This window comes from Pseudomonas sp. H1h (genome assembly GCF_000633255.1).
Lineage (GTDB): Bacteria > Pseudomonadota > Gammaproteobacteria > Pseudomonadales > Pseudomonadaceae > Aquipseudomonas.
The window spans coordinates 1-20488 of record NZ_AYMJ01000015.1 but is presented as its reverse complement, the minus strand read 5'-3'; the positions used below and the strand labels follow the sequence as shown (position 1 = coordinate 20488).

At 57.0% G+C, this 20488-nt stretch carries 23 protein-coding genes; 10 read left to right on the top strand and 13 right to left on the bottom strand.

What is annotated here, in order from left to right; genetic code table 11:
- Positions 1-193: 193 nt before the first annotated feature.
- The 6 genes from U862_RS0111680 to U862_RS0111655 form a co-directional block, all read right to left on the bottom strand.
- On the bottom strand, positions 194-1534 hold the full coding sequence (locus tag U862_RS0111680) for a HAMP domain-containing sensor histidine kinase (RefSeq protein WP_025110566.1): 1341 nt from the start codon (positions 1532-1534) through the stop codon (positions 194-196).
- A gap of 181 nt (positions 1535-1715) precedes the next feature.
- Positions 1716-2165 carry an LTXXQ domain protein gene (locus tag U862_RS0111675; protein WP_025110565.1) on the bottom strand — a complete coding sequence of 150 codons (450 nt, stop codon included), beginning with the start codon at positions 2163-2165 and terminating at the stop codon, positions 1716-1718.
- Positions 2166-2323: 158 nt separating this feature from the next.
- Positions 2324-3001 (bottom strand): response regulator transcription factor, encoded by a 678-nt coding sequence (locus tag U862_RS0111670; RefSeq protein ID WP_025110564.1) that lies wholly within the window; start codon positions 2999-3001, stop codon positions 2324-2326.
- 7 nt (positions 3002-3008) lie between these two features.
- Complete coding sequence (locus U862_RS0111665) at positions 3009-3419, bottom strand: translation initiation factor 2 (protein ID WP_025110563.1); 411 nt, start codon at positions 3417-3419, stop codon at positions 3009-3011.
- A 276-nt stretch (positions 3420-3695) separates the two neighbouring features.
- Complete coding sequence (locus U862_RS0111660; protein ID WP_025110562.1) at positions 3696-3995, bottom strand: YciI family protein; 300 nt, start codon at positions 3993-3995, stop codon at positions 3696-3698.
- Position 3996: 1 nt separating this feature from the next.
- A complete protein-coding gene (locus U862_RS0111655; protein ID WP_025110561.1) occupies positions 3997-4593 on the bottom strand; it encodes a septation protein A in 597 nt (198 codons plus the stop codon).
- A gap of 87 nt (positions 4594-4680) precedes the next feature.
- On the opposite strand from U862_RS0111655, the gene U862_RS0111650 reads away from it, so the two are divergent.
- The 6 genes from U862_RS0111650 (at position 4681) to rluB (ending at position 9686) form a co-directional block, all read left to right on the top strand.
- On the top strand, positions 4681-5544 hold the full coding sequence (locus U862_RS0111650) for a PHP domain-containing protein (protein ID WP_025110560.1): 864 nt from the start codon (positions 4681-4683) through the stop codon (positions 5542-5544).
- Positions 5545-5557: 13 nt separating this feature from the next.
- Positions 5558-6187, top strand: coding sequence for an L-threonylcarbamoyladenylate synthase (locus U862_RS0111645; RefSeq protein WP_007966016.1), 630 nt, complete (start codon positions 5558-5560; stop codon positions 6185-6187).
- 123 nt (positions 6188-6310) lie between these two features.
- Positions 6311-7009, top strand: a complete 699-nt coding sequence (locus U862_RS0111640; RefSeq protein WP_177327337.1) for a ScpA family protein — start codon at positions 6311-6313, stop codon at positions 7007-7009.
- An 11-nt stretch (positions 7010-7020) separates the two neighbouring features.
- On the top strand, positions 7021-7986 hold the full coding sequence (gene scpB / locus U862_RS0111635; RefSeq protein ID WP_025110558.1) for an SMC-Scp complex subunit ScpB: 966 nt from the start codon (positions 7021-7023) through the stop codon (positions 7984-7986).
- A 145-nt stretch (positions 7987-8131) separates the two neighbouring features.
- On the top strand, positions 8132-8323 hold the full coding sequence (locus tag U862_RS0111630) for a DUF1289 domain-containing protein (protein ID WP_003222773.1): 192 nt from the start codon (positions 8132-8134) through the stop codon (positions 8321-8323).
- Between the two features lie 142 nt (positions 8324-8465).
- Entirely contained in the window at positions 8466-9686 is a 1221-nt protein-coding gene (gene rluB, locus U862_RS0111625) for a 23S rRNA pseudouridine(2605) synthase RluB (protein ID WP_025110557.1), read from the top strand.
- Between the two features lie 176 nt (positions 9687-9862).
- On the opposite strand, the gene U862_RS0111620 is transcribed toward rluB, so the two are convergent.
- Both U862_RS0111620 and U862_RS30870 read right to left on the bottom strand, forming a co-directional pair.
- The gene (locus U862_RS0111620) at positions 9863-10828 is read right to left on the bottom strand and encodes a hypothetical protein (RefSeq protein ID WP_025110556.1); all 966 of its coding nucleotides are present in this window, start codon (positions 10826-10828) and stop codon (positions 9863-9865) included.
- A gap of 70 nt (positions 10829-10898) precedes the next feature.
- Positions 10899-11036 carry a hypothetical protein gene (locus U862_RS30870; protein WP_003222780.1) on the bottom strand — a complete coding sequence of 46 codons (138 nt, stop codon included), beginning with the start codon at positions 11034-11036 and terminating at the stop codon, positions 10899-10901.
- Positions 11037-11318: 282 nt separating this feature from the next.
- Here U862_RS30870 and U862_RS30780 point away from each other — a divergent pair, with 282 nt between their 5' ends.
- Together U862_RS30780 and U862_RS0111605 are read left to right on the top strand one after the other, a co-directional pair.
- Positions 11319-11495 (top strand): hypothetical protein, encoded by a 177-nt coding sequence (locus U862_RS30780; RefSeq protein ID WP_157836071.1) that lies wholly within the window; start codon positions 11319-11321, stop codon positions 11493-11495.
- 433 nt (positions 11496-11928) lie between these two features.
- A complete protein-coding gene (locus U862_RS0111605; RefSeq protein ID WP_025110555.1) occupies positions 11929-13347 on the top strand; it encodes an amino acid permease in 1419 nt (472 codons plus the stop codon).
- A 73-nt stretch (positions 13348-13420) separates the two neighbouring features.
- Here U862_RS0111605 and glyA read toward each other — a convergent pair whose 3' ends face one another.
- Positions 13421-14770, bottom strand: a complete 1350-nt coding sequence (gene glyA / locus U862_RS0111600) for a serine hydroxymethyltransferase (protein ID WP_025110554.1) — start codon at positions 14768-14770, stop codon at positions 13421-13423.
- Between the two features lie 534 nt (positions 14771-15304).
- Between glyA and U862_RS0111595 the strand changes: the two genes are divergently transcribed.
- Both U862_RS0111595 and U862_RS0111590 read left to right on the top strand, forming a co-directional pair.
- Complete coding sequence (locus tag U862_RS0111595; RefSeq protein WP_025110553.1) at positions 15305-15910, top strand: helix-turn-helix transcriptional regulator; 606 nt, start codon at positions 15305-15307, stop codon at positions 15908-15910.
- A complete protein-coding gene (locus tag U862_RS0111590) occupies positions 15894-16772 on the top strand; it encodes a queuosine precursor transporter (protein ID WP_025110552.1) in 879 nt (292 codons plus the stop codon). Before U862_RS0111595 ends, U862_RS0111590 begins: the two co-directional genes overlap by 17 nt.
- A gap of 52 nt (positions 16773-16824) precedes the next feature.
- Here U862_RS0111590 and queC read toward each other — a convergent pair whose 3' ends face one another.
- From queC to U862_RS29565, 4 genes are all read right to left on the bottom strand, one after another.
- Entirely contained in the window at positions 16825-17523 is a 699-nt protein-coding gene (gene queC / locus U862_RS0111585; protein WP_025110551.1) for a 7-cyano-7-deazaguanine synthase QueC, read from the bottom strand.
- A 137-nt stretch (positions 17524-17660) separates the two neighbouring features.
- Positions 17661-18047: a hypothetical protein gene (locus U862_RS0111580; protein WP_025110550.1), complete on the bottom strand. Its 387-nt coding sequence runs from the start codon at positions 18045-18047 to the stop codon at positions 17661-17663.
- A 657-nt stretch (positions 18048-18704) separates the two neighbouring features.
- Positions 18705-19442, bottom strand: a complete 738-nt coding sequence (locus U862_RS0111575; RefSeq protein WP_025110549.1) for a hypothetical protein — start codon at positions 19440-19442, stop codon at positions 18705-18707.
- The coding region (locus U862_RS29565; protein WP_256214670.1) for an RHS repeat-associated core domain-containing protein at positions 19439-20488 on the bottom strand (1050 nt) is incomplete at its 5' end. The genes U862_RS29565 and U862_RS0111575, both read right to left, overlap by 4 nt.

The window sequence follows — 20488 nt, the reverse complement described above, 5'->3', positions numbered from 1 at the left end:
TACGGCTGGACAATGGCACCTGGCACCAAGGGCAATTCCAGACTGGCCACAAACCCGTCAGCGCCTGGCCCGCCAAGGCCTGACACTTTGATGTCCATGTGGGAGGGGGCTTGCTCCCGAAAGCGGCGTATCGGACAAGATAATGTTGCCTGACACACTGCTTTCGGGAGCAAGCCCCCTCCCACATTGGTTTTTACGGCTGGACAATGGCGCCCGGCACCAAGGGCAATTCCAGACTGGCCACAAACCCGCCGTCGGGATGATTGGCCAGCACCAGACTCCCGCCATGCCGCTCCGCCGCGCGCTTGGCAATCGCCAGACCCAGACCATGCCCGGCCGCGGTCTGCCCCGGCGCCCGGTAGAACGGTTCGCCCAGCTGGCTCAGATGCTCGGTCTGCACGCCCGGCCCGTGATCGCGCACGCTTACCACAATCCGCTCGCCCTGACGCAAGGCCTGCATTTCGATCGTCTGCCCTTCGGGGTTGAAGCGTTGGGCGTTGCGCAGCAGGTTATCGACGGCGCGCTCGATCATGGTCGGCCAGCCGGTCAGATTCAGCTGAGGCTCGGCGTTCAGGCGCACGGTTTGTTCCGGCGAGCCGAGTTGCGCGTCTTTCTGCAAGGTGCCGAGCAATGAGTTCAGATCCACCGCTTCAGCGCTGGCGTTGTCGGCATCGACCCGCGCCAGTACGAGGATTTCGCTGATCAGCGCTTCGAGGCGATCACATTCACGGGTCAGGCGCGGCCAGAGTTTTTCGCGTTCTTGCGGGCTGGCACGTTCCGCCAGTGCCAGCGCAATGCGCAGCCGTGCCAGCGGTGAGCGCAGTTCGTGGGAAACATCGCGCAGCAACTGGCGCTGGCTGCCGATCAGGCTTTGCAGGCGCGCGCCCATGCGGTTGAAGTCAGTGGCGAGCACGCCGAATTCATCGCGGCGGTTGGCCAGTTTCGCCAAGCTGTTCTGCTGGTAGGTGGTCTGCCCAAGATCATGCACCGCGCCGCGCAAACGGCTGAGCGGGCGGGTGATGGAGAAGGTCACCAGCAGGCTGAACAGGGTCAGCACCACCAATGCGATGCCCAGCGCACTCAGGGGCCAGAGCAGGCTTTCGCGGTGCCAGGCGTCGAGTTCCGGGTGCGGGATGCGGAAAATGAACAGGTAGGTATCGCCGGTTTTTTCGCTGGTGAACTCGTCGGTCAGGCGCCGCCATGGCAGGCGCCGGTCATCGTTGTTCTGCCGGGCTTCGAACGCGGCGGCGCGGCGCGGGAAGGTGCCGCGCACCACCGGGTCGCCGCTCTCGTTCAGCACCTGGACGTCGATGTGATATTGGCGTTTGCGCTGTTCGAGGATGTCCTGCGCGGCGTCTTCGCCCTGCGCTTCGTAGGTTTGCGTCCATTCGGCGGCCAGCGTGTTGAGGCCCGGATGGCGGCTGAGGATCCACGCGTCCTGGTTGAGCATGTGCCCGAGCAGAATGGATAAGCCGGCAACCAGTGTAATGGCCAGCCAGAAGCTCGCGAGAATACGCCAGAACAATGAGCGCACAGAAATTCCTCAATCAAACATAAATCTCAACAATGTGGGAGCGGGCTTGCTCGCGAATGCGGTGTGTCAGTCAACATTACTTTGTCTGATACACCGCATTCGAGAGCAAGCCCGCTCCCACATTCGGATTGAGTGGCAACAGACCCGACGGCATTTAGCCGTCGGGTCCGGGGTTATCGCATTATTGCGCTTTTTGCGGCTGTTGCGCTTTCCACGCCTTGAACTCGGCCCACTCGGCGCGGCGTTCGGCCTGTTTCTTCTGGATCTCGTCGAATTTCTTCTGTTGATCCGGTTTCAGCAGGTTACGCACGTCGGCTTCGGCTTTCTTGTGGTTGGCCGCCATCTCGTCCTTCATGGCTTTCTGGTCAGCCGCCGAGAGTTTTTCCAGGTACTTCTCGACCACCTGGCGACGCTCGTGCATCTGCTCGCCCATGATCTTGCGGATCTGATCGCGCTGTTCGCGGGACAGATCGAGTTGGCTGTACGGGCCTTTGCCGTGCATGCCGTGCATCTGACCGCCGTGGCGTGCACCGTCCATCGGGCCACCCATCGGGCCGCCATCCTGCGGCATGGCCATGGCGACGGTTGGCAGAGCGGCAGCGAACATCAGAGCGATAAGAGTCTTGCGCATGGTGTATCTCCTTGTCTCGTTCCCGGTACGTTCCGGATGAGTACAGATTACGGAGATCAAGGTCAGCGGCGGTCAGCGCTGCGTAAAGCTTGGGTAAAGACGTTCGAGCGCCAACCTGACAAATGCACCCATGCAGGCCTTGGCCTGCAGTGGCAGGCTTATAGGCTGTAGTAGTAACCGCGGCTGCGCAGGGCGACGATGCGCGGGCGGCCATCGGGGTGCGGGCCGATCTTTTTGCGCAGGTTGCTGACGTGCATGTCGAGGCTGCGGTCGTACAGGGTCAGCTTGCGGCCGAGGGCCAGTTGCGCCAGTTCCTGTTTGTCCAGCGGCTCGCCGGGCTGCTTGAGCAGGGCTTCGAGCAGGCGGCTCTCAGAGACGGTGAGGGTCAGTTCTTTCTCGTCGATACTGACCACGCCGCGCATCGGGCTGAAGCTCAGGTCGCCCAGTTCGAGCTGGGTCGACACGGCGGCCGGATGACTGCGGCGCAGCACGGCGCGCAGACGGGCGGTGAGTTCACGCGGATCGCAGGGCTTGGCCAGATAGTCGTCAGCACCGAGCTCCAGGCCGAGGATGCGATCCAGCGGTTCGCCACGGGCCGAGAGCATCAGCACCGGCAGATCAGCGTGTTCGCTGCGCAGTTGCTTGAGCAGTTCCAGGCCGCTGCCATCGGGCAGCATCACGTCCAGCACCACTGCCGCCGGGGCCGATTCGGCCAGGGCTTTGCGGGCGCTCTGGCCATCGTGGCAGGCGCGCACCTGGAAGCCTTCCTGGCTCAACCAGCTACTCAGGAGTTCGCACAACTCCTGGTCATCATCAATCAGTAACAGCTCGCTCATGACTCACTCAATTTAGCCATTGCCGACGTTTTCGGCTTGCTCCACTGGCAAAGATACCGCAGAGCAGCGCCAATAGCGCTACCCCGGCGCCCGTGACGAACCATTGCTGCTGTTCGGTCAACAGACGCGGCAGCGGGCTGGCCTGGGCTTCCTTGAGTTGCAGCTTCAGGCGCTGGTTCTCCTGACGCAACCGGGCAAGCTGGGCGCTTTCGCGGGTGTTGTCGGCATTTTGCAGTTGTTTGTTCAGTTCTTCCCGCTGCTGCTCGCTGGCCTTCAGGCGTTGCTGCAACTCGGTAATCTGGCTGCCGGCACTCAACGACAATGGCGTGGAGCTGCCGCTTTCGGTGGTTTCCTCACCATGGGCGGGCGCCATGATCGACAACGTGACCCACATCAGACACAACGGACCTTTGCGCATTGCGACTCCTGCTAGCAAATGGATAGTGGGCAGGTTGTCGGCAGGCAAACGAGAATAATGAGCGATTGAGAGCGGCGAGAATCAGGAAGGTTCAGTGCGGAGAAAGACTTGTATCGGACATAGGAGCTTTTGTGGTGAGGGAGCTTGCCCCCGTTCGGCTGCGCGGCAGTCGTCGATAACAGTGCGCGGTGCGTCAGGTACACCGCGCTGGATGGCTTTGGGGTTGCTGCGCAACCAAAAGGGGGCAAGCCCCCTCGCCACAGGGGAGAGATAGCCTTATGGCAGGACTTGCTTGAACGGCTTGACGATCACGCTGGCGTACACGCCGGCGGCGATGTACGGATCGGCATCGGCCCAGGCCTGGGCGGCGCTCAGGGAGTCGAATTCGGCGACGATCAGGCTGCCGGTGAAACCCGCAGCGCCCGGATCATTGCTGTCGACCGCCGGGTGCGGGCCGGCCAGCACGATGCGGCCTTCGCCCTTGAGCACTTGCAGGCGTTCCAGATGGGCCGGGCGCGCGGCGAGGCGGGCTTCGAGCGAGTTGGCGACGTCGGTGGCAATGATTGCGTAGAGCATGTCAGTCCTCGGTTTTTGGCGTTGTGGTTTCGGCGTCGTGCAGATGACGGGACAGGTAGATGCCCTGACCGACCAGGAACAGCACGGTCATGCCCAGGCTGCCGAACACCTTGAAGTCGACCCAGATGCTCTGGAAGGTGAACGCCACGAACAGGTTGGCGGCTCCGCAGAACAGGAAAAAGGCGATCCAGGCAATGTTCAGACGGGTCCAGACCGGGTCCGGCAGCGTCAGCGCGTGGCCCATGATGCGTTTGATCAGCAGGCGGTCACCGATAAAGTGGCTGCCGATGAAGGCCAGGGCGAACAGCCAGTTGACCACCGGGGCTTTCCATTTCAGGAAGGTCTCGCTGTGGAAGGCCAGCGTCAGGCTGCCGAACACCAGGCAGGCGATCAGGGTCAGCCATTGGCTCTTTTCCAGCTTGCGCTGTTTGATGAACAGTGCGCCGTAGACCACCAGGGAACTGATGATGAGCATCGCGGTGGCGCTGTAAATACCGCCTACAGTCACTTCATGGCCAGCGATGTCGACGACCCGTGGATCAAGTTTGTAAACGATGAAAAACAGCAGAAGCGGAATGAAATCGATGAATTGTTTCACAGTGAGAGCCAGAAGCTGGATGTGGCGGCATAATAACAAACATATGGACGCGCGATAGCGCCAGCTGATTTGAGGTTACAACTCTCTGTGAATGTTGATTTGCACTGCCATAGCACGGCCTCCGATGGCGCCCTGGCGCCTGCGGTTCTGGTTGCGCGTGCGTTCGAGAACGGCGTGCGAGTCCTGGCGTTGACCGACCACGACACCCTCGAAGGCCTCGCCGAAGCGCGCACCGCCGCCAACGAATTGGGTATGCAACTGGTCAATGGCGTCGAATTGTCCTGCACTTGGGGCGGGGCGACCATTCACGTGCTGGGTTACGGGTTTGACGTCAATGCCGCGCCGCTGGTCGAGGCCATCGCCAAATTGCACGATGGCCGCTGGCTGCGGTCCGAAGAAATAAGCCGCAAGCTCGCCCTCAAGGGCATGCCCGGTGCCCTCGACGGTGCCCGGCAAGTCCAGCAGGAGCTGGGCGACAGCGGCAACGCCCCGGCCCGTCCGCATTTCGCCGACTGGATGGTGCGTGAAGGGTTTGTAAAGGATCGCGCCGAGGCGTTCCGCAAATGGCTCGGCGCCGGCAAGCTGGGTGACGTCAAACTGCACTGGCCAACCCTCGAAGACACCGTCGGCACCCTGCGCGCCGCCGGGGCGTGGGTCAGCCTGGCGCATCCCTGGCACTATGATTTCACCCGCAGCAAGCGCCGAAAGCTGATTGCCGACTATATTCAAGCGGGCGGGCATGCGATCGAAGTGGTCAATGGCTTTCAGCCCGCAGAACAGGTAGGCAGCCTGGCAATCCTTGCCCGTGAGTTCGGTCTGCTGGTCAGCGCCGGCAGTGATTTTCATGGCCCGGGCGGCTGGTCGGAGATCGGCCAGTACCGGCCGATTCCCGAGGACCTTCCACCCCTGTGGGGTCGGTTCAAACATGACACAGTTATTGCCGCCGTCTGAACAGGTAGAAAATGTGAGTCAATTTTTCCAGATCCATCCGGAAAACCCGCAAGCGCGCCTGATCAAACAGGCGGTCGAGATCATCCGCAAAGGCGGGGTGGTGATTTATCCCACGGACTCTTCCTACGCGATCGGTTGCCAGATCGGTGACAAGACGGCCATCGAGCGTGTACGACGCCTGCGTCAGCTCGATGAAAAACACAACTTTGCGCTGATCTGCAGCGACCTGTCGCAACTGGGCAACTATGCCAAGATCGACACCGGCACCTTCCGCATTCTCAAGGCCCATCTGCCGGGGCCTTACACCTTTATTCTCAACGCCACTCGCGAAGTGCCGCGCCTGCTGCTGCATCCGAAAAAGCGCACCATCGGCCTGCGGGTGCCGAGTCATCCCATCGCGCTGGCCTTGCTGGCCGAGCTCGGTGAGCCGCTGATGAGCGTGACCCTGATCATGCCCGGCGATGAAGACCCGTTGAGCGATCCGTACGAAATGCGCCAATTGCTTGAACATCAGGTGGACTTGATCATCGACGGCGGTTTCGGCGGGATCAAAGCGTCAACCGTGATCGACCTGACCGGCGACGACCCGGAAGTGATCCGCGTCGGTTGCGGCGACCCCGCGCCGTTCATGGTCGAGGCCTGAATGTCCGCAGTGGAAACCGTTGTCGATCCCCAGGCCGGCGCCCAGCAGGAACTGCCGTTTGCCATGGTCTATGGCCAGGCCGTCATGGAAATGCCGCTGGACCTGTACATCCCGCCGGATGCGCTGGAAGTGTTCCTTGATGCCTTCGAAGGCCCGCTCGACCTGCTGCTGTACCTGATCCGCAAACAGAACATCAACATCCTCGACATTCCGGTGGCGGAAATCACTCGCCAGTACATGGGGTATGTCGAACTGATGCAGTCGGTGCGCCTGGAGCTGGCCGCCGAGTACCTGGTGATGGCCGCGATGCTGGCCGAGATCAAGTCGCGCATGCTTCTGCCGCGAGCCGAAACCGTCGAAGAAGAGGAAGACGACCCGCGCGCCGAGCTGATCCGGCGCCTGCAGGAATACGAACGCTTCAAGGCTGCCGCCGAAGGCATCGACGGCTTGAGCCGGGTTGGCCGCGACGTGGTGGTGCCCAGGCTCGACGCCCCTGAGGCCCGCGCGCGCAAGCTGTTGCCGGATGTCGCGCTGGAAGAGATTCTGATGTCCATGGCCGAGGTGCTGCGCCGTGGCGACATGTTCGAGAGCCATCAGGTCAGCCGTGAGGCGCTGTCGACCCGCGAGCGCATGAGCGATGTGCTGGAACGGCTCAAGGGCGGCGGCTTTGTGCCGTTTGTCGAGCTGTTCACCGCCGAGGAAGGTCGCCTCGGCGTGGTGGTGACCTTTATGGCGATCCTTGAACTGGTCAAGGAATCCTTGGTCGAGCTGGTGCAGAATGAGCCGTTCGCCGCGATCCACGTGCGAGCCCGAGCCGAATAACGAGTCGAAACATGAACCTGACTGAACCCCGCGAGCTGGCGCCCCTGCTTGAAGCCTTTCTGTTGGCCTCGGGAAAACCGCAATCGCTTGAACGCCTGTTCGAATTGTTCGAAGAGGGTGAACGGCCCGAACCTGCGGTCTTCAAGAAAGCCCTGAGCTTGCTGGCCAAGTCCTGCGAGGGGCGGGCGTTCGAGCTCAAGGAAGTTGCTTCCGGCTATCGCTTGCAGATCCGCGAGAAGTATTCGCCGTGGGTCGGTCGTTTGTGGGAAGAGCGCCCACAGCGCTATTCCCGTGCGCTGCTGGAAACCATGGCGCTGATTGCCTATCGCCAGCCGATCACCCGGGGCGAGATCGAAGACGTGCGGGGTGTGGCGGTCAACACCAACATCGTCAAGACATTGATCGAGCGTGAGTGGATCCGCATCGTCGGTTACCGCGACGTCCCGGGTAAACCGGCGATGTTCGCCACCACCAAGGCGTTTCTCGATCACTTCAACCTGAAGAACCTCGAAGACCTGCCACCGCTGGCCGAACTGCGCGAGATGGAAGCCGAACCGGTGCTCGATTTCGACGACGCGCCGGTGCCTGCGGGCCTGCAAGAGCTGGCCGACGCCAGTGCCGAGCCGGAAGAACCGAAAGAAGAAACCAGTTTCCACACCTTGCTGCTTGAGCTGGACAGCATGGAGGAGGGGATCAAGACCGACTTTGATGATTTGTTGCGTGATGCGGCGGACGGTGAAGCGCAATCGACTGAGCCTGATGCCGAGATGGCCGAGCCGGCAATTGAAGTTGAAATTGAGCCTGAAGTCGAACCGGAAGAAGACGTGCTTGGCGTTGCCGAAGCTCGGGAAAAACTCCTGGCTGCTGTCGCCGCCCTCGAACAGCCGGCGCCGGAACCAGAACTGAGTGAAGAAGAGGCCGAAGCCCGAGCGCTGGCCGAAGCCATCGAAGCCGAACGCCGCGAGTTCGAGGGCTGACCCCGATCCAACGAACACTGAAAGTCCCTTGTGGGAGCGGGCTTGCTCGCGAAAGCGGTGTGTCAGGCAATACATTCGTGTCTGATACACCGCTTTCGCGAGCAAGCCCGCACATTTGGATCTATGTACACGCCGGGAGATGGCGATGAGTTCCACCAAAGACCCCTGCATCAGCCTCTGCAAATTCACCGACGACATCTGCCTCGGCTGTGGCCGCAGCAAGCGCGAGATCCGCGCCTGGAAGAAACTCGACAAGGACGACAAGCGCACCGTACTGGCCGAAGCCGCACTGCGCCTGATCAAACTGGGTGGCGCCGGTCGGCGGAAAAAGAAATAACTGCCGATTGATCAGCTAGTCTCTGATGCGCGATGGCGCACATCCGCGTATGATTCGCGACCCTTCGGCGATCCCTTCGCCCGAAAAACAGTTTTCAAAGCTTCAGGCGCCGCCTGAACAGACCACACCGGGAGGTGCCCAGATGAGTGACATCAATCAGAAAGACGACCAGGAAATCGGCCCAGCAGGCGAAAAGCTGCAGAAAGTCCTCGCCCGTATCGGCGTCGGCTCGCGCCGTGACGTGGAGTCCTGGATCAGCCAGGGCCGGATCAAGGTCAATGGCAAAGACGCCACCCTTGGTCTGCGCGTCGACATGCACGACGCCATCACCATCGATGGCAAGGTGATCAAGCGCGAAGAGGCTGCCGAGTCGGTCCGCCGCGTGATCATGTACAACAAGCCCGATGGCGAGATCTGCACCCGTGACGACCCGGAAGGCCGTCCGACCGTGTTCGACAAGCTGCCGCGTCCGAAAGAAGGCCGCTGGATCAACATCGGTCGTCTCGACATCAACACCACCGGTCTGCTGATGTTCACCACCGACGGTGAATTGGCCAACCGCCTGATGCACCCGTCCTACGAGATGGACCGTGAGTACGCCGTGCGTGTACGCGGTGAAGTCGACGACGAGATGATCGAACGCCTGAAGGCTGGCGTAGTGCTGGAAGACGGCCCTGCGCGTTTCACCGACATTCAACAGGCGCCGGGCGGCGAAGGCTTCAACCACTGGTATCACTGCGTGGTGATGGAAGGTCGTAACCGTGAGGTTCGTCGTCTGTGGGAATCGCAAGGTCTGGTGGTCAGCCGTCTGAAGCGCGTGCGTTTCGGTCCGGTGTTCCTCAACTCCGACCTGCCGATGGGCCGCTGGCGCGAAATGAGCCAGTACGAAGTCGACACGCTGAGTTCCGAAGTGGGTCTGACGCCTGTGGCCATGCCGCAACTGAACGCCAAGAGCAAAGACAAACTTGAGCGTATGCAGCGCAAATCGTCGCGGCCGATGGCCAAGACCGAGCGCGTACGCACTCTGCGTCCAGCGGCTGGCGCGCCGACCGGCCCACGCCCGAGTCGTGAGCCACAGATCGAAGGCGAGCGTCCGGGCCGCAAGCCGGTTGCTCGTGATGGCGAGCGCGCTCCGCGCCCAGCCAACGGTCGCACTGAGCGTGGCGAGCGTGGTGCCCCTGCCGGTCGCGGTACGCCAGTGGCGGATCGTCCAGCGGACACCACCAACAAGCGTCCGGCCAAGCCTGCGCCGAAGCGTCCGGGGATCAAACTGGTCGACGGTGACAAGCCATCGGGCAAGCGCCGCGGCGCACCGGCCGGTTCCGGCCAGCGTCCGGGTTTTGGGCGCAAGAAGCCTGAGTGATCGGCTCGAGTGCCTGAATGAAAAACGCCAACCGCAGGGTTGGCGTTTTTTTTCGTCTGCAAGAAGATGGGGGCTGCCTGGTCCGGCCCCTTCGCGAGCAAGCCCGCTCCCACATTGGAATTGCGTCGAACATGAATCCCTGTGGGAGCGAGCCTGCTCGCGAAGGCGTCAGTCGCCTAAAACACAAACCGCCCATCGAACACCGGCTTGTCATCCAGCGCCAACACCCCGCCGGAAAAAATCAGGTCCAGATGATGACTGCCCTTGGCCCCGCCGCCGAGGCCCAGATGCAACCCACAATGCCGCTCCTCGAACCCGGCATTGCGCGCATACAAATCCTTCACGCCTTCGTTGGTGCCAATCCCCAACTCCTCAATCCGCCGATTCGACGGATTGGCGTCCAGATACTTGTTGAAATCGTGCTCCAGCCCCGGCACCTCGGTGGCGATGCGGCTGATGGTCGAGTTCTCGATCCACAGTTCCAGCGGCGATTCGAGCACGCCGTACTTGCGCGCAAACGGGATGGTGCTGAGGAACGTGCCCTTGAATTTCACATGACCGTTGATGGCTTCACTGTGGGTGGCAATTTCGCCGGGGGCCAGGTCGAAGTTGCCGACGCCGTTGATGTCGGTCCACTTCTTGATGCTGCTCAGCGGCGTTTCGAACCATGAGCCGTGGTCGTCCTTGAAGCTCAATGTCGTGGCCTGGGACATACGCTGGATCAAGTGGCTGTTGAGCCCCGCGATGCGTTGCGGGGTGACGCTGAAGGTGTCGTAGAAATAGTCGCCGTAATCCTTGAACAGCAGCGACTTCTTCCAGTTTTCCGCCATCACGCCTTGCAGCGCACGGACAAACTCCGGTCCGTCGGGACGCGGGTTGGGCAGCGTGGAAGAGTCGTAGAAGAAAATGTACAGATCGCTGTCAATAATCGCCGACGCCAGCGCTGCGGTGCTTTCCAGGTCCAGCCGACGGGCGCTGAAGTTGAAACGCGGATGATCGCCGGCCTGTTCGGTGATGGCGCCGGTCAGCGCTTCATAATCGGCAGTGTGGCCGAGCAATACCCTGGCGGACTCAAGGCCGGCAAGGGCAGGGTGATGTTCGAGGTAGTAAAGGAAATGCGAGATCGCGCGGGGCTTATCCATGAGTCCTCCCTGACTGACCGAGAAGAAAGTGGCAGGCACGACCGGCCGGAGCGTGCCTGCCCGGGATGTCTTACAGAGGCCACATCGCCGTGCCGAACGGAACCACCGCGTCGGCTTGCATCATTTCCACGGCGGCCTCATGGGTCGGTGCTTCAAACCATTCGTCCAGTTGCAGTTCGGTATCCAAGTCTTTTTCCAGTGCTTGCATGGTCGATCTCCTAGATGACTTTCACGGTTGTGACTGGCCGGTCGAGGTGGCCGGCAAGACGTGAAGAACCTAGTTCAGGGTGTTTTGTAATGCAAAAAATTATTTATTTAAAATTTAAATAGACTTTTTATTCTGTTTTTTATCGAGCGTTTTCTTATTTGAAAACAAAAAACTAAGCAGCCACTTTCATTAGCAAGCTTGCTACCGTCAATTTGCAGACGTCCTACGGATTTTTCTGAAATGGAAAATTTACGTTACGGCTCGTAAAGAAATATTTACGAAATGCGCGTTAAAACCCAGTGGATCAGCAACGCTTTCGACGCTGTAAGGAAAAACTGCCGGAGCCCGATCAGCCGGGCGCTGCGCGAGGCTCTGGCGCGCTTGTTTCAGCAACGTTTGAAGGGTGAGATGCGCCTCATGCCTGTCGTGCAGGTGCATAACAAGAAGGAGGCGCAATGAACGCCGTGATGGATCTTCACTTCTCTCCGTGGGGCGATTTTTCGCTCGTCCCCGTCGATGGTCTGCAAAGGCCTGACTCATTTTTTGCAGTCGCCCGATTATCTCGAGGCGGACCCACGCAATCCCGGCAAGCGCCACGCTGATCCAGCGGGGTCTGGCAGCAGGGGGTTAGCGGTGTACAATGCGCCGCGTTTTACTGTGACTCCCTGCGTAATCGCGCAAACCTCAAGGCTATCCGCCTTGTTCACTCCGCCGCGTCACAAGCGTGTCGGGTTCGATTTCGTCACAGATAAAAACAAACAGGTGACGCATGACCGTTGTAAGAACGCTGAACTCCTGGTGCCTGCGCTGGGGTTTGATCGGGGCTGCTTGAAATCGCAACCTTGCAGCAACGTCTACTGAACATCATCAAACCTTGCGTGAGACCTTTTTCATGAGTGGACAAAACTCGCAATCAGGCGAGCTGAAACGCGGCCTGAAAAATCGCCATATTCAACTGATCGCCCTCGGTGGCGCGATCGGTACCGGATTGTTCCTGGGGTCTGCCGGGGTCCTGAAATCCGCTGGCCCGTCGATGATCCTCGGCTATGCCATCTGCGGCTTCATCGCCTTCATGATCATGCGCCAGCTCGGCGAGATGATCGTCGAAGAGCCGGTGGCCGGTTCCTTCAGCCATTTTGCGCACAAGTACTGGGGCGGTTTCGCCGGCTTCCTGTCGGGCTGGAACTGCTGGATTCTGTACATTCTGGTGGGCATGTCGGAGCTGACCGCAGTCGGCAAGTACATTCACTACTGGGCGCCGGACATTCCGACCTGGGTGTCTGCAGCGGCCTTCTTCGTCCTGATCAACGCGATCAACCTGGCCAACGTCAAAGTCTTCGGTGAAGCCGAGTTCTGGTTCGCGATCATCAAGGTCGTGGCCATCGTCGGCATGATTGCGCTGGGCAGCTACCTGCTGGTCAGCGGCCATGGCGGCCCGCAAGCTTCGGTGAGCAACCTGTGGTCGCACGGCGGGTTCTTCCCCAACGGCGTCAGTGGCCTGGTGATGGCGATGGCGATCATCATGTTCTCCTTCGGCGGTCTGGAAATGCTCGGTTTTACCGCAGCCGAAGCCGACAAGCCGAAGACCGTGATCCCGAAAGCGATCAATCAGGTGATCTACCGGATTCTGATTTTCTACATCGGCGCACTGGTGATCCTGCTGTCGCTGACCCCATGGGACAGCCTGCTGGCCACTCTCAATGCATCCGGTGACTCTTACAGCGGCAGCCCGTTCGTGCAGGTGTTCTCGATGCTCGGCAGCAACACCGCCGCGCATATCCTCAACTTCGTGGTTCTGACCGCGGCACTGTCGGTGTACAACAGCGGCACCTACTGCAACAGCCGCATGCTGCTGGGCATGGCCGAGCAGGGCGATGCGCCGAAGGCGCTGTCGAAGATCGACAAGCGCGGCGTGCCGGTGCGTTCGATCCTCGCGTCCGCAGCGGTCACGCTGGTGGCCGTGCTGCTCAACTACCTGATGCCGCAACAGGCGCTGGAACTGCTGATGTCGCTGGTGGTTGCGACACTGGTGATCAACTGGGCGATGATCAGTTTCTCGCACTTCAAGTTCCGCCAGCACATGAACAAGACGAAACAGACGCCGCTGTTCAAGGCGCTGTGGTACCCGTACGGCAACTACATCTGCCTGGCGTTCGTGGCGTTCATCCTCTGCGTGATGCTGTTGATCCCGGGCATCCAGATCTCGGTGTACGCGATTCCGGTGTGGGTCGTGTTCATGTGGGTCTGCTACGTGATCAAGAACAAGCGCGGTGCGCAGCAGGCCGTGCACGCGGCAGGTGCTGCCAAGTAGGCGCTGACGCAGAAACACAAAACCCGGCCTGAGTGCCGGGTTTTTTATGGGTACAAATGCTGTAAGTCGGAGGCTATAGACAGTCCGCGAGAGGGTAGTCCCTGCACAAGGTTTCGACCTCTGAACGAAACTGCGCGAGGAGTATGGGTTCCAGTGTGTAATCCTGCTCGCCGAGCGGCGCCACAGTACTGAGAATCCGGTCTATCAAATCGACGATCTGGCGGCTGCCGTGGACATCGACCCGGCGTTGCGCCAGAGCACCTGTGCCGATTCGCAGCCCGCTGGTAACAAGGGAAGAGCGGGGATCGCCGGGTACGCGATGTTTGCTGACGATGATCCCGCAATGCCCCAGCGCCGCCTGTGCTATGGCGCCTGTCATACCGCCACGCAAGCAAACCAGAACCGTGTGGTTTTCACTGCAGCCGCCGACCACTTCATAATCCCGGGCCTGAAACGCTTTGGTCATTTCATCCGCGGTACTGCGGACCTGCGCCATGCAGGCATCGAATTCTGCGGACAGTGCGTAACCCAGCGCGGCAGCCTTTGCCGCGATCATGTTGGCAGCGGGCGCGCCCTGCATTCGCGGATAAACCGCTTGATCAAGCAGGCGACTGAAGGTGGTTCTCAAACCGGGAATCTTGGTGTTGGCATCGCCACCACTGAGGATCAGGCCGCCGCGAGGCCCGGCGAGTTGTTTGTGCGTGCACGTGACGGTGACGTGTGCGGCGTCGATCGGACTTGGGTGTCGCCCGGTGGCGACAAGCCCGGCGATATGCGAAATGTCGGCGAGCAAGATGGCGCCGGCTTCATCGGCAATTGCGCGAAACCGCTTGAAGTCCACCGCCCGCGAATAAGCGGTGGCGCCGCAGAGAATGATGCGTGGGCGATGGGCGAGTGCGAGCAGGCGTACCTTGTCGTAATCGATGAGGCCGTCTGATGTCGTGCCGTACTGGATCGCCTTGTAGTAGGCGCCGGAAAACGCGGTGAGGCTGCCATGAGTCAGATGACCACCGTGTTCCACCGCCATGCCCAGCAAGGTATCGCCAGGCTCAAGCAAGGCTGTGAGCACCTGATAAACCGCGTTCGACGCCGAGTGGGGTTGCACGTTGGCGTATTGCGCTGCGAACAGTTCCCGAGCCCTGCGGATGGCCAGCGATTCGACCAAGTCGACATTCTCGCACCCAGCGTTGTGGCGCTTGCCGGGCATGCCTTCAGCCGTCACGTTGACCAGCACTGAAGCGGATGCCACCAAGGTACGTGGATGGACGACGCAAGAGGATGAGATCAACGAAAGCGTGTGCTGTTGGCGCCTGACTTCAGCATCGAGAATGGCCGCCAGTTCGGCATCTTCGGTACGCAGATCCGCCAGGCCACGACGCAACAAGTCAGCCTGGTTCTGGAGCGGTTCAGTAATAACTGCCATTGCTTGATTCCTTCCCTGGTTTTGCGTGATATGCGCACGTCCGTGCTGCCAGATCTGTACAGGCGAATCCGTGTTCTGGCCGCTGTGCGCGCAAAACTAAACCCTGTACAGGCCCCCCCGGTCTTTCGTTCTTTCACTCTCGAGTGATGAGGCGCCGGTTTGACGCATCATAGATTTTTCAGAGAGGAACGCCACAGAATTAATCAAAAAAATGAACATTCTTCAAAGAAAATGATTCTTTTCGTCGTCGTTGCGGGTGTAAAACAGTCATGGCCCGGTGCTGATCTTCAGGCGCCGGGTGAAAGGCAACAGGAACTAACGAGTCAGTACAGAGGCTGAAATGATCCTGCAAGTTGGCAGGAAGTGGTCTGTGAAAGCTGACTTTTTATACCGAACCCAAGGAGGGAGAGTGCTATGATCCTGCGCGGCACTGACAGGGATAAAACTGCAATTTCCTACCTCACTTGTGTATGCCCGGAATGATCATTCGGGGCGTGACATTGATTGCAGTTAACAACGGATGGTAAGCATGTGATGCACAGAAGAGAAAGATCGGAGAATCTGAAGAACAACATCAAATACCTGATAAAGAGTCGCGGGGAGACTCAGTTATCCCTGTGCCACTCCAGTGGTTTGACCCGAACGACCATCTATAACATTCTTGAAGGCAAGGTGGTCAATGTACAACAGTCCACTGTTCGCAAGATTTCTGATTTCTTCGGCGTGTCTTATGAAGAAATAGAGACGATTGATTTTGAAGAAAAGGAAATAATCGAAAGCAGTATTTCTCCGCAGGGCAATATGAACCCGGCGGCGGTGCCTGTCATCAAGGAAAGTATGCTGCTGCAAAGTCTGGATAAGAGAATTGGTGAGTTGGCCACGATTTATCCACTGACTTACTACTTTGGCGCGTCCTTCAACCTGATTGGCGTGCTTCTGGAAAACGAAATAAGTGGCATGAATGAACCCGGCGATCTGTTGATCGTGCAGAAAGGAGCGTCGACCAGCGACAGGGAAAAATTGGTGTATGACAAAGTGACAATGAAGTTATCTATAAGCCATGAAGGCAGCTTCGATACGGATCGTGTGTGCGTGGTCGGAGAGGTAATCGAGGAACGATTTAATGGATTGCAGTGTTGAAGTGGAAAACAGCAAGTACAAGTTGCTGGGGTTCGAGAATGGGAAAAGCCTGGCCGTCATCATGGTTATCGCGACAGGTAAAATAATTAAGATAAAGTTAAGTGAAGTGTTGAATAGTGAGATTATGGATAATCTGAATAAAATCGAAGTGAAAAACCTCTATAAAAAATTTTACTCGCAGGGCGGCGCTCTCACGGCTTACGAAATAAATGACCGTCATGAGAGTTCCTGGATGATCTACATCATCCTGAACCTGATGCTGTTCACGCTTTACATTTTTACCAGCATTGCGGCGACAAAGCCGATTTATCTGGAGTATTTCGATATTGTCGTAACGCCAGGCACCTTCCTCTATCCGCTGACATTTCTGATCGTCGACTTGCTCAATGAAACGTTCGGCCTGAGGCTCGCGCGAAAGGCGATCCTGTTCGCGTTCATCAGCAACGCCGCGATCATCATTCTGCTCGCCATCACTACCCATCTTCCGGGGCTGCCGGGTTGGAAACTCGATGGGGCTTACAATGATGTTATCAGTCAGTTGTCCGCGGTCCTGGTAGCGTCTTCTGTATCGTTTCTGGTTTCCGAGAATATAAATTCATATCTGTTGTGCAAGATTAAAGAGCTCACGAGCTCCCGATTTCTGTTTTTGCGAGTGTTTTTAAGCACTTTGTTTGCTGTGATCATCGACAGCTTTCTTTTCTGCTACATCGCCTTTTACGGGACGATGGAAAACAGCGCAATACTGGGCATGATCTACGTTCAGATCGCAATCAAAGTGGGGTTTGCCTTCTTCAATATCTTGCCGGCCTACGGGGCAAGGTCTTTGTTCAAGAAATACCTGACGGGTGCACAGACGCAGTAAGCAGAGGAGGGCGCTCACTCGGCATGCTCGAGTGAGCGCTTCTGGTCGTGGCTTACTTTAAGCCAAGTTTATCTTTCAAGCGTTGGGTCACCTGCGCTTTGTTATTCAGGAACTCATTCAGGCCTTTTGCGCGAAGGTTGCAGGCATCGCAATCGGAACATCCAACGCCTTTGATGCCGTTGTAGCAAGTCAGTGTTTCTTCGCGAACCAGCTCCAGTTGATTGTGGTAATCAGCCAAGGCCCAGGTCTCTGCCTTGTTCAGCCACATCAGTGGCGTGTCCAGTTGCAGCTTGTAATCCATGCCCAATTCAAGGGCTTTATTCAAGGCCTTGACGAACTCATCCCGGCAATCGGGATAGCCCGAGAAGTCGGTTTCACAAACACCGGTAATGACCGTTTTGGCCTGGACTTGATAGGCATAGATAGAGGCCAGGGTCAGAAACAGAATATTCCGCCCCGGAACAAAGGTGCTTGGCAAGCTCTCGCCGGAGCTGTTCACGGTCGGAACCGGAATGTTATCGCGGGTCAGGCTGCTGATGGCCAACTCATTGAGCAAGGACACATCCAGCGTTTTATGCACGGTCACGCCGAGCTTTTTCGACAGCTGCTGCGCCACTTCAATTTCCGCGTGATGACGTTGACCATAGTCGAACGTGATGCAGTGGACTTCATCGTAGTGGGTCAGGGCGTGGATCAAGCAGGTGGTTGAGTCTTGTCCGCCGCTGAATACGATAACTGCTTTGTTGGTCATGGGTATGCTTCCTGCATTGAGGTCTTGAGGGCAAGGCGCAGATGATACTCGAAATAGGCTTGGAACTCGGTGCACAGTCCAGAAACGCTCGCGAGTCCGCGAGCGTTTATCTTAAGGTGGAGTGAGGCTGGATTCACTCAGAGACCGACTGATTTCAACCCACGACGAAGGCCTTCATCGGCGCCTTTGCACCAGGCTTCAACGCCTTGGGGAGCAGTCTCCACACGCTCGATCTTCCCATCTTTCTGCTTGATCTTACCCTTGCGTCCATAACGTTCGTATTGCTCTCCATCGCGTGTATCAACTCCCGGAAGACCGGCTAGATAAGTATTCATCTTCTTGGCGCTTTCAGTACTGTCCGATTTGAGGAAGCCCTTATCGACACAGTAATTAATCAGGCCGCTGCCATTGCGGCCAGTGTCATATACGCTTTTAATGACCGCAGGGTCCACGCCTTCAGCGTGTGCTGGATTGAGGAAGCCAATGACGCTTGCGATGATGAGAGTTGATGTTGTATGTTTCATATTCAGTCCTTGAATAATAAGTGTGTTAAGTAGGAGTTGTTTCTGATTTATGGCTTCACAGCGATATAGCTTTCACCCGAGACAATAAAAACGCACCCATGTCGCCATCGAAGGCTTCAACTCCGAGAGGTAAACAGGGGTGTTTAATATTGCTGTTTATAAGTGCGGAAAACGTTTGCTCCAGCTTGTCTGGCGCGCAATCAATTGATCTGTATTCTCCGAGTCGAAAAACCAAATCTTCCAAGGCTCCAATCAGAGTTTTTCCTACGATGATTTGGTCGAAATCGCCAATGGTTACCGACTAAAAATTAAAAAAGCAGCGTGTGAATATGTACTTTTTATCTTCAGAAAAAACACATCAATCTTCACAAATGGGTCGGTCATTTCACTCTCTAATTATCTATAGGTATTGAAGTCTGTATGCCAGAAGGGATCGTTATCCAGCAGTGAAGAACTTTACTCGGTTCGAGTTGGACGGCGCGCGGATCATGACCAAGTGGCAGGGTGTCGATTTTATTTGATATAGACATCGTTTGATTGATCTTCAACAACACGGTCTGTCTGCGAGGGGTTATCTGAGCCTGCTTATAAGAGTGAAGCTTGTCATTTGGGCATATAAGAAACATAAAAAAGCTCATTTTTTGTTGCGATTATTATTTATACCTCAAACATACGCCTTCTCGCGAAAGGGGTTTTAATTGTAAAGTTTCGAGTTAGCGGTGTTGGAGTTGGATCGGAGTCGGTTTGAATCAAAGTATTTGCAAGCTCTGAAAACTCGATTATCTGTTCGGGATGACCTGAGATTAGTATTGCTCGAGTATCAGAGAGATCCTCGCCTAGCATGACGACAATACATTTTTTTGAAAACAGTATTGCTGCTATTTTATGAAATAACTTTAACGAAGAGGCTTGAGAGAAATCTGTGCCTGAGGCTCTATACATTTCAGAAATTACACTGAGGATTTCTTTTTTATCAGTTTCATTTAGTTCTTTTTCTGATAAAAATATTAATGCATTCCATCCTTTGTATATGGCCGTCAAAAGGGTCTTTATTTCTTCGCTGCTGGAGAGGATAGAGAGGTCGCAGAAATTATGCTTCCCCTCAATGTCTATGTTTAATTCCAAGTGTCTTCTTTTGTTCGCTGCGGCCAAACCAAGCTTCCCAAACGCTCTTTTATGCAGGCCTAGTTTCTTCGCTATAGTGCTACTCGAATCGAGCTCGGCAGCAAGCACAGCATATGTATTATGCCGAAAGAAAACGGGAGCCAAATAATCAAAAATCAATCCATAATCATAGCCTGTAGCCAGATACCATATCGAGTCGCATGAATTATCAAAGCGAAATCCAGCAGCCTTCGAAGCAAAAACTGACCCGGTATCAACTACAGCTTTCATCGTGGGCATCCTTTAGGTTTTTGATTCTCGTATGAATAATGCTCTCCGTTCACACCATGGTAGTGAGGGAGTTCATATGTGTCATTATCCTTAAATTCGTGCCCGGCGTCGTGTATTTTTACAGAGCCTATTGGTGTTTCACCACCAGATTTCTGACCACCAGTGGTGAGGGTTTCAACTTTATATCTCTCACTAGGGTGAATGCCTTTGCGTGTGTCCTCTGGATCCTTGATAGTTCTAGAGTTATAACTTTGAGACGTGGGAATGTTTTTCGAACGCATTGCAGCCCTTCGTGCCGCTCTCTTTGAAGGAAATGTTTGGTCTCCTGGTAACTGAGTACGTCGAGAGCACGATGGAGTTAACCCGAGCGGATCGATCCAGCCTGTCGGGTTAGGGGCATAAGCATAAAGATTGAGTCCCCCCGCATAGCTAATCGGGTCCTTACTAACAAACCGCCCAACCCCCGGATCATAGTACCGATACCGGTTGTAATGCAGCCCCGTCTCATGATCGTGATACTGCCCCTGGAACCGTATCGGATTCATCACGCAATGCTGCCGCGCCCATTCAGAACGCTGCTCCGTCATCTGTCCCCACGCCTTGTACTGCGCGGTCCAGGCCAAGTTGCCTTGCGAATCCGTCAGTTCCTGCGGCGTTCCCAGGTGATCACACTGATACCAGACCAACGCATCAAACGGTAATGCCGTTGCCTTGTGATTCCACACCGGGTCTTCATCGAGGCTGTATTCACCGCTGTAATCCGGTAGCCCAATCAGATTGATCGGCGCATGCCGTACAGCCTGCGCAACTGGGACAAAAGTGCCCGGCTCGAAAACATAGTGCACCGTGCGTCCCGGCTCGCCATCGCTCTGCGCCGGGCTGCTTTCCCAAGCGAGGTTGTCGCCATCCCAGCCGTACAAGGTAAAGCCGCAGCCGAATTCGCGCTGTTTGCGCACGTGCTCGTTTCTGTTCCAGAGAGAGCCTGCCTCAGGCCGCTGTTTGTAGTGGGCGCGGGAGTTTTTGTGCAGGCGGCGTCCCAGTGCGTC

Excerpts from the sequence above, each read along its gene's own strand:
- U862_RS0111675 (WP_025110565.1), bottom strand. The coding sequence starts at position 2,165 with ATGCGCAAGACTCTTATCGCTCTGATGTTCGCTGCCGCTCTGCCAACC.
- U862_RS0111670 (WP_025110564.1), bottom strand. The coding sequence starts at position 3,001 with ATGAGCGAGCTGTTACTGATTGATGATGACCAGGAGTTGTGCGAACTC.
- U862_RS0111665 (WP_025110563.1), bottom strand. The coding sequence starts at position 3,419 with ATGCGCAAAGGTCCGTTGTGTCTGATGTGGGTCACGTTGTCGATCATG.
- U862_RS0111660 (WP_025110562.1), bottom strand. The coding sequence starts at position 3,995 with ATGCTCTACGCAATCATTGCCACCGACGTCGCCAACTCGCTCGAAGCC.
- scpB (WP_025110558.1), top strand. The coding sequence starts at position 7,021 with ATGAACCTGACTGAACCCCGCGAGCTGGCGCCCCTGCTTGAAGCCTTT.
- U862_RS0111630 (WP_003222773.1), top strand. The coding sequence starts at position 8,132 with ATGAGTTCCACCAAAGACCCCTGCATCAGCCTCTGCAAATTCACCGAC.
- rluB (WP_025110557.1), top strand. The coding sequence starts at position 8,466 with ATGAGTGACATCAATCAGAAAGACGACCAGGAAATCGGCCCAGCAGGC.
- U862_RS0111620 (WP_025110556.1), bottom strand. The coding sequence starts at position 10,828 with ATGGATAAGCCCCGCGCGATCTCGCATTTCCTTTACTACCTCGAACAT.
- U862_RS30870 (WP_003222780.1), bottom strand. The coding sequence starts at position 11,036 with ATGCAAGCACTGGAAAAAGACTTGGATACCGAACTGCAACTGGACGAA.
- U862_RS30780 (WP_157836071.1), top strand. The coding sequence starts at position 11,319 with ATGCGCGTTAAAACCCAGTGGATCAGCAACGCTTTCGACGCTGTAAGG.
- U862_RS0111605 (WP_025110555.1), top strand. The coding sequence starts at position 11,929 with ATGAGTGGACAAAACTCGCAATCAGGCGAGCTGAAACGCGGCCTGAAA.
- glyA (WP_025110554.1), bottom strand. The coding sequence starts at position 14,770 with ATGGCAGTTATTACTGAACCGCTCCAGAACCAGGCTGACTTGTTGCGT.
- U862_RS0111595 (WP_025110553.1), top strand. The coding sequence starts at position 15,305 with ATGCACAGAAGAGAAAGATCGGAGAATCTGAAGAACAACATCAAATAC.
- U862_RS0111590 (WP_025110552.1), top strand. The coding sequence starts at position 15,894 with ATGGATTGCAGTGTTGAAGTGGAAAACAGCAAGTACAAGTTGCTGGGG.
- queC (WP_025110551.1), bottom strand. The coding sequence starts at position 17,523 with ATGACCAACAAAGCAGTTATCGTATTCAGCGGCGGACAAGACTCAACC.
- U862_RS0111580 (WP_025110550.1), bottom strand. The coding sequence starts at position 18,047 with ATGAAACATACAACATCAACTCTCATCATCGCAAGCGTCATTGGCTTC.
- U862_RS0111575 (WP_025110549.1), bottom strand. The coding sequence starts at position 19,442 with ATGAAAGCTGTAGTTGATACCGGGTCAGTTTTTGCTTCGAAGGCTGCT.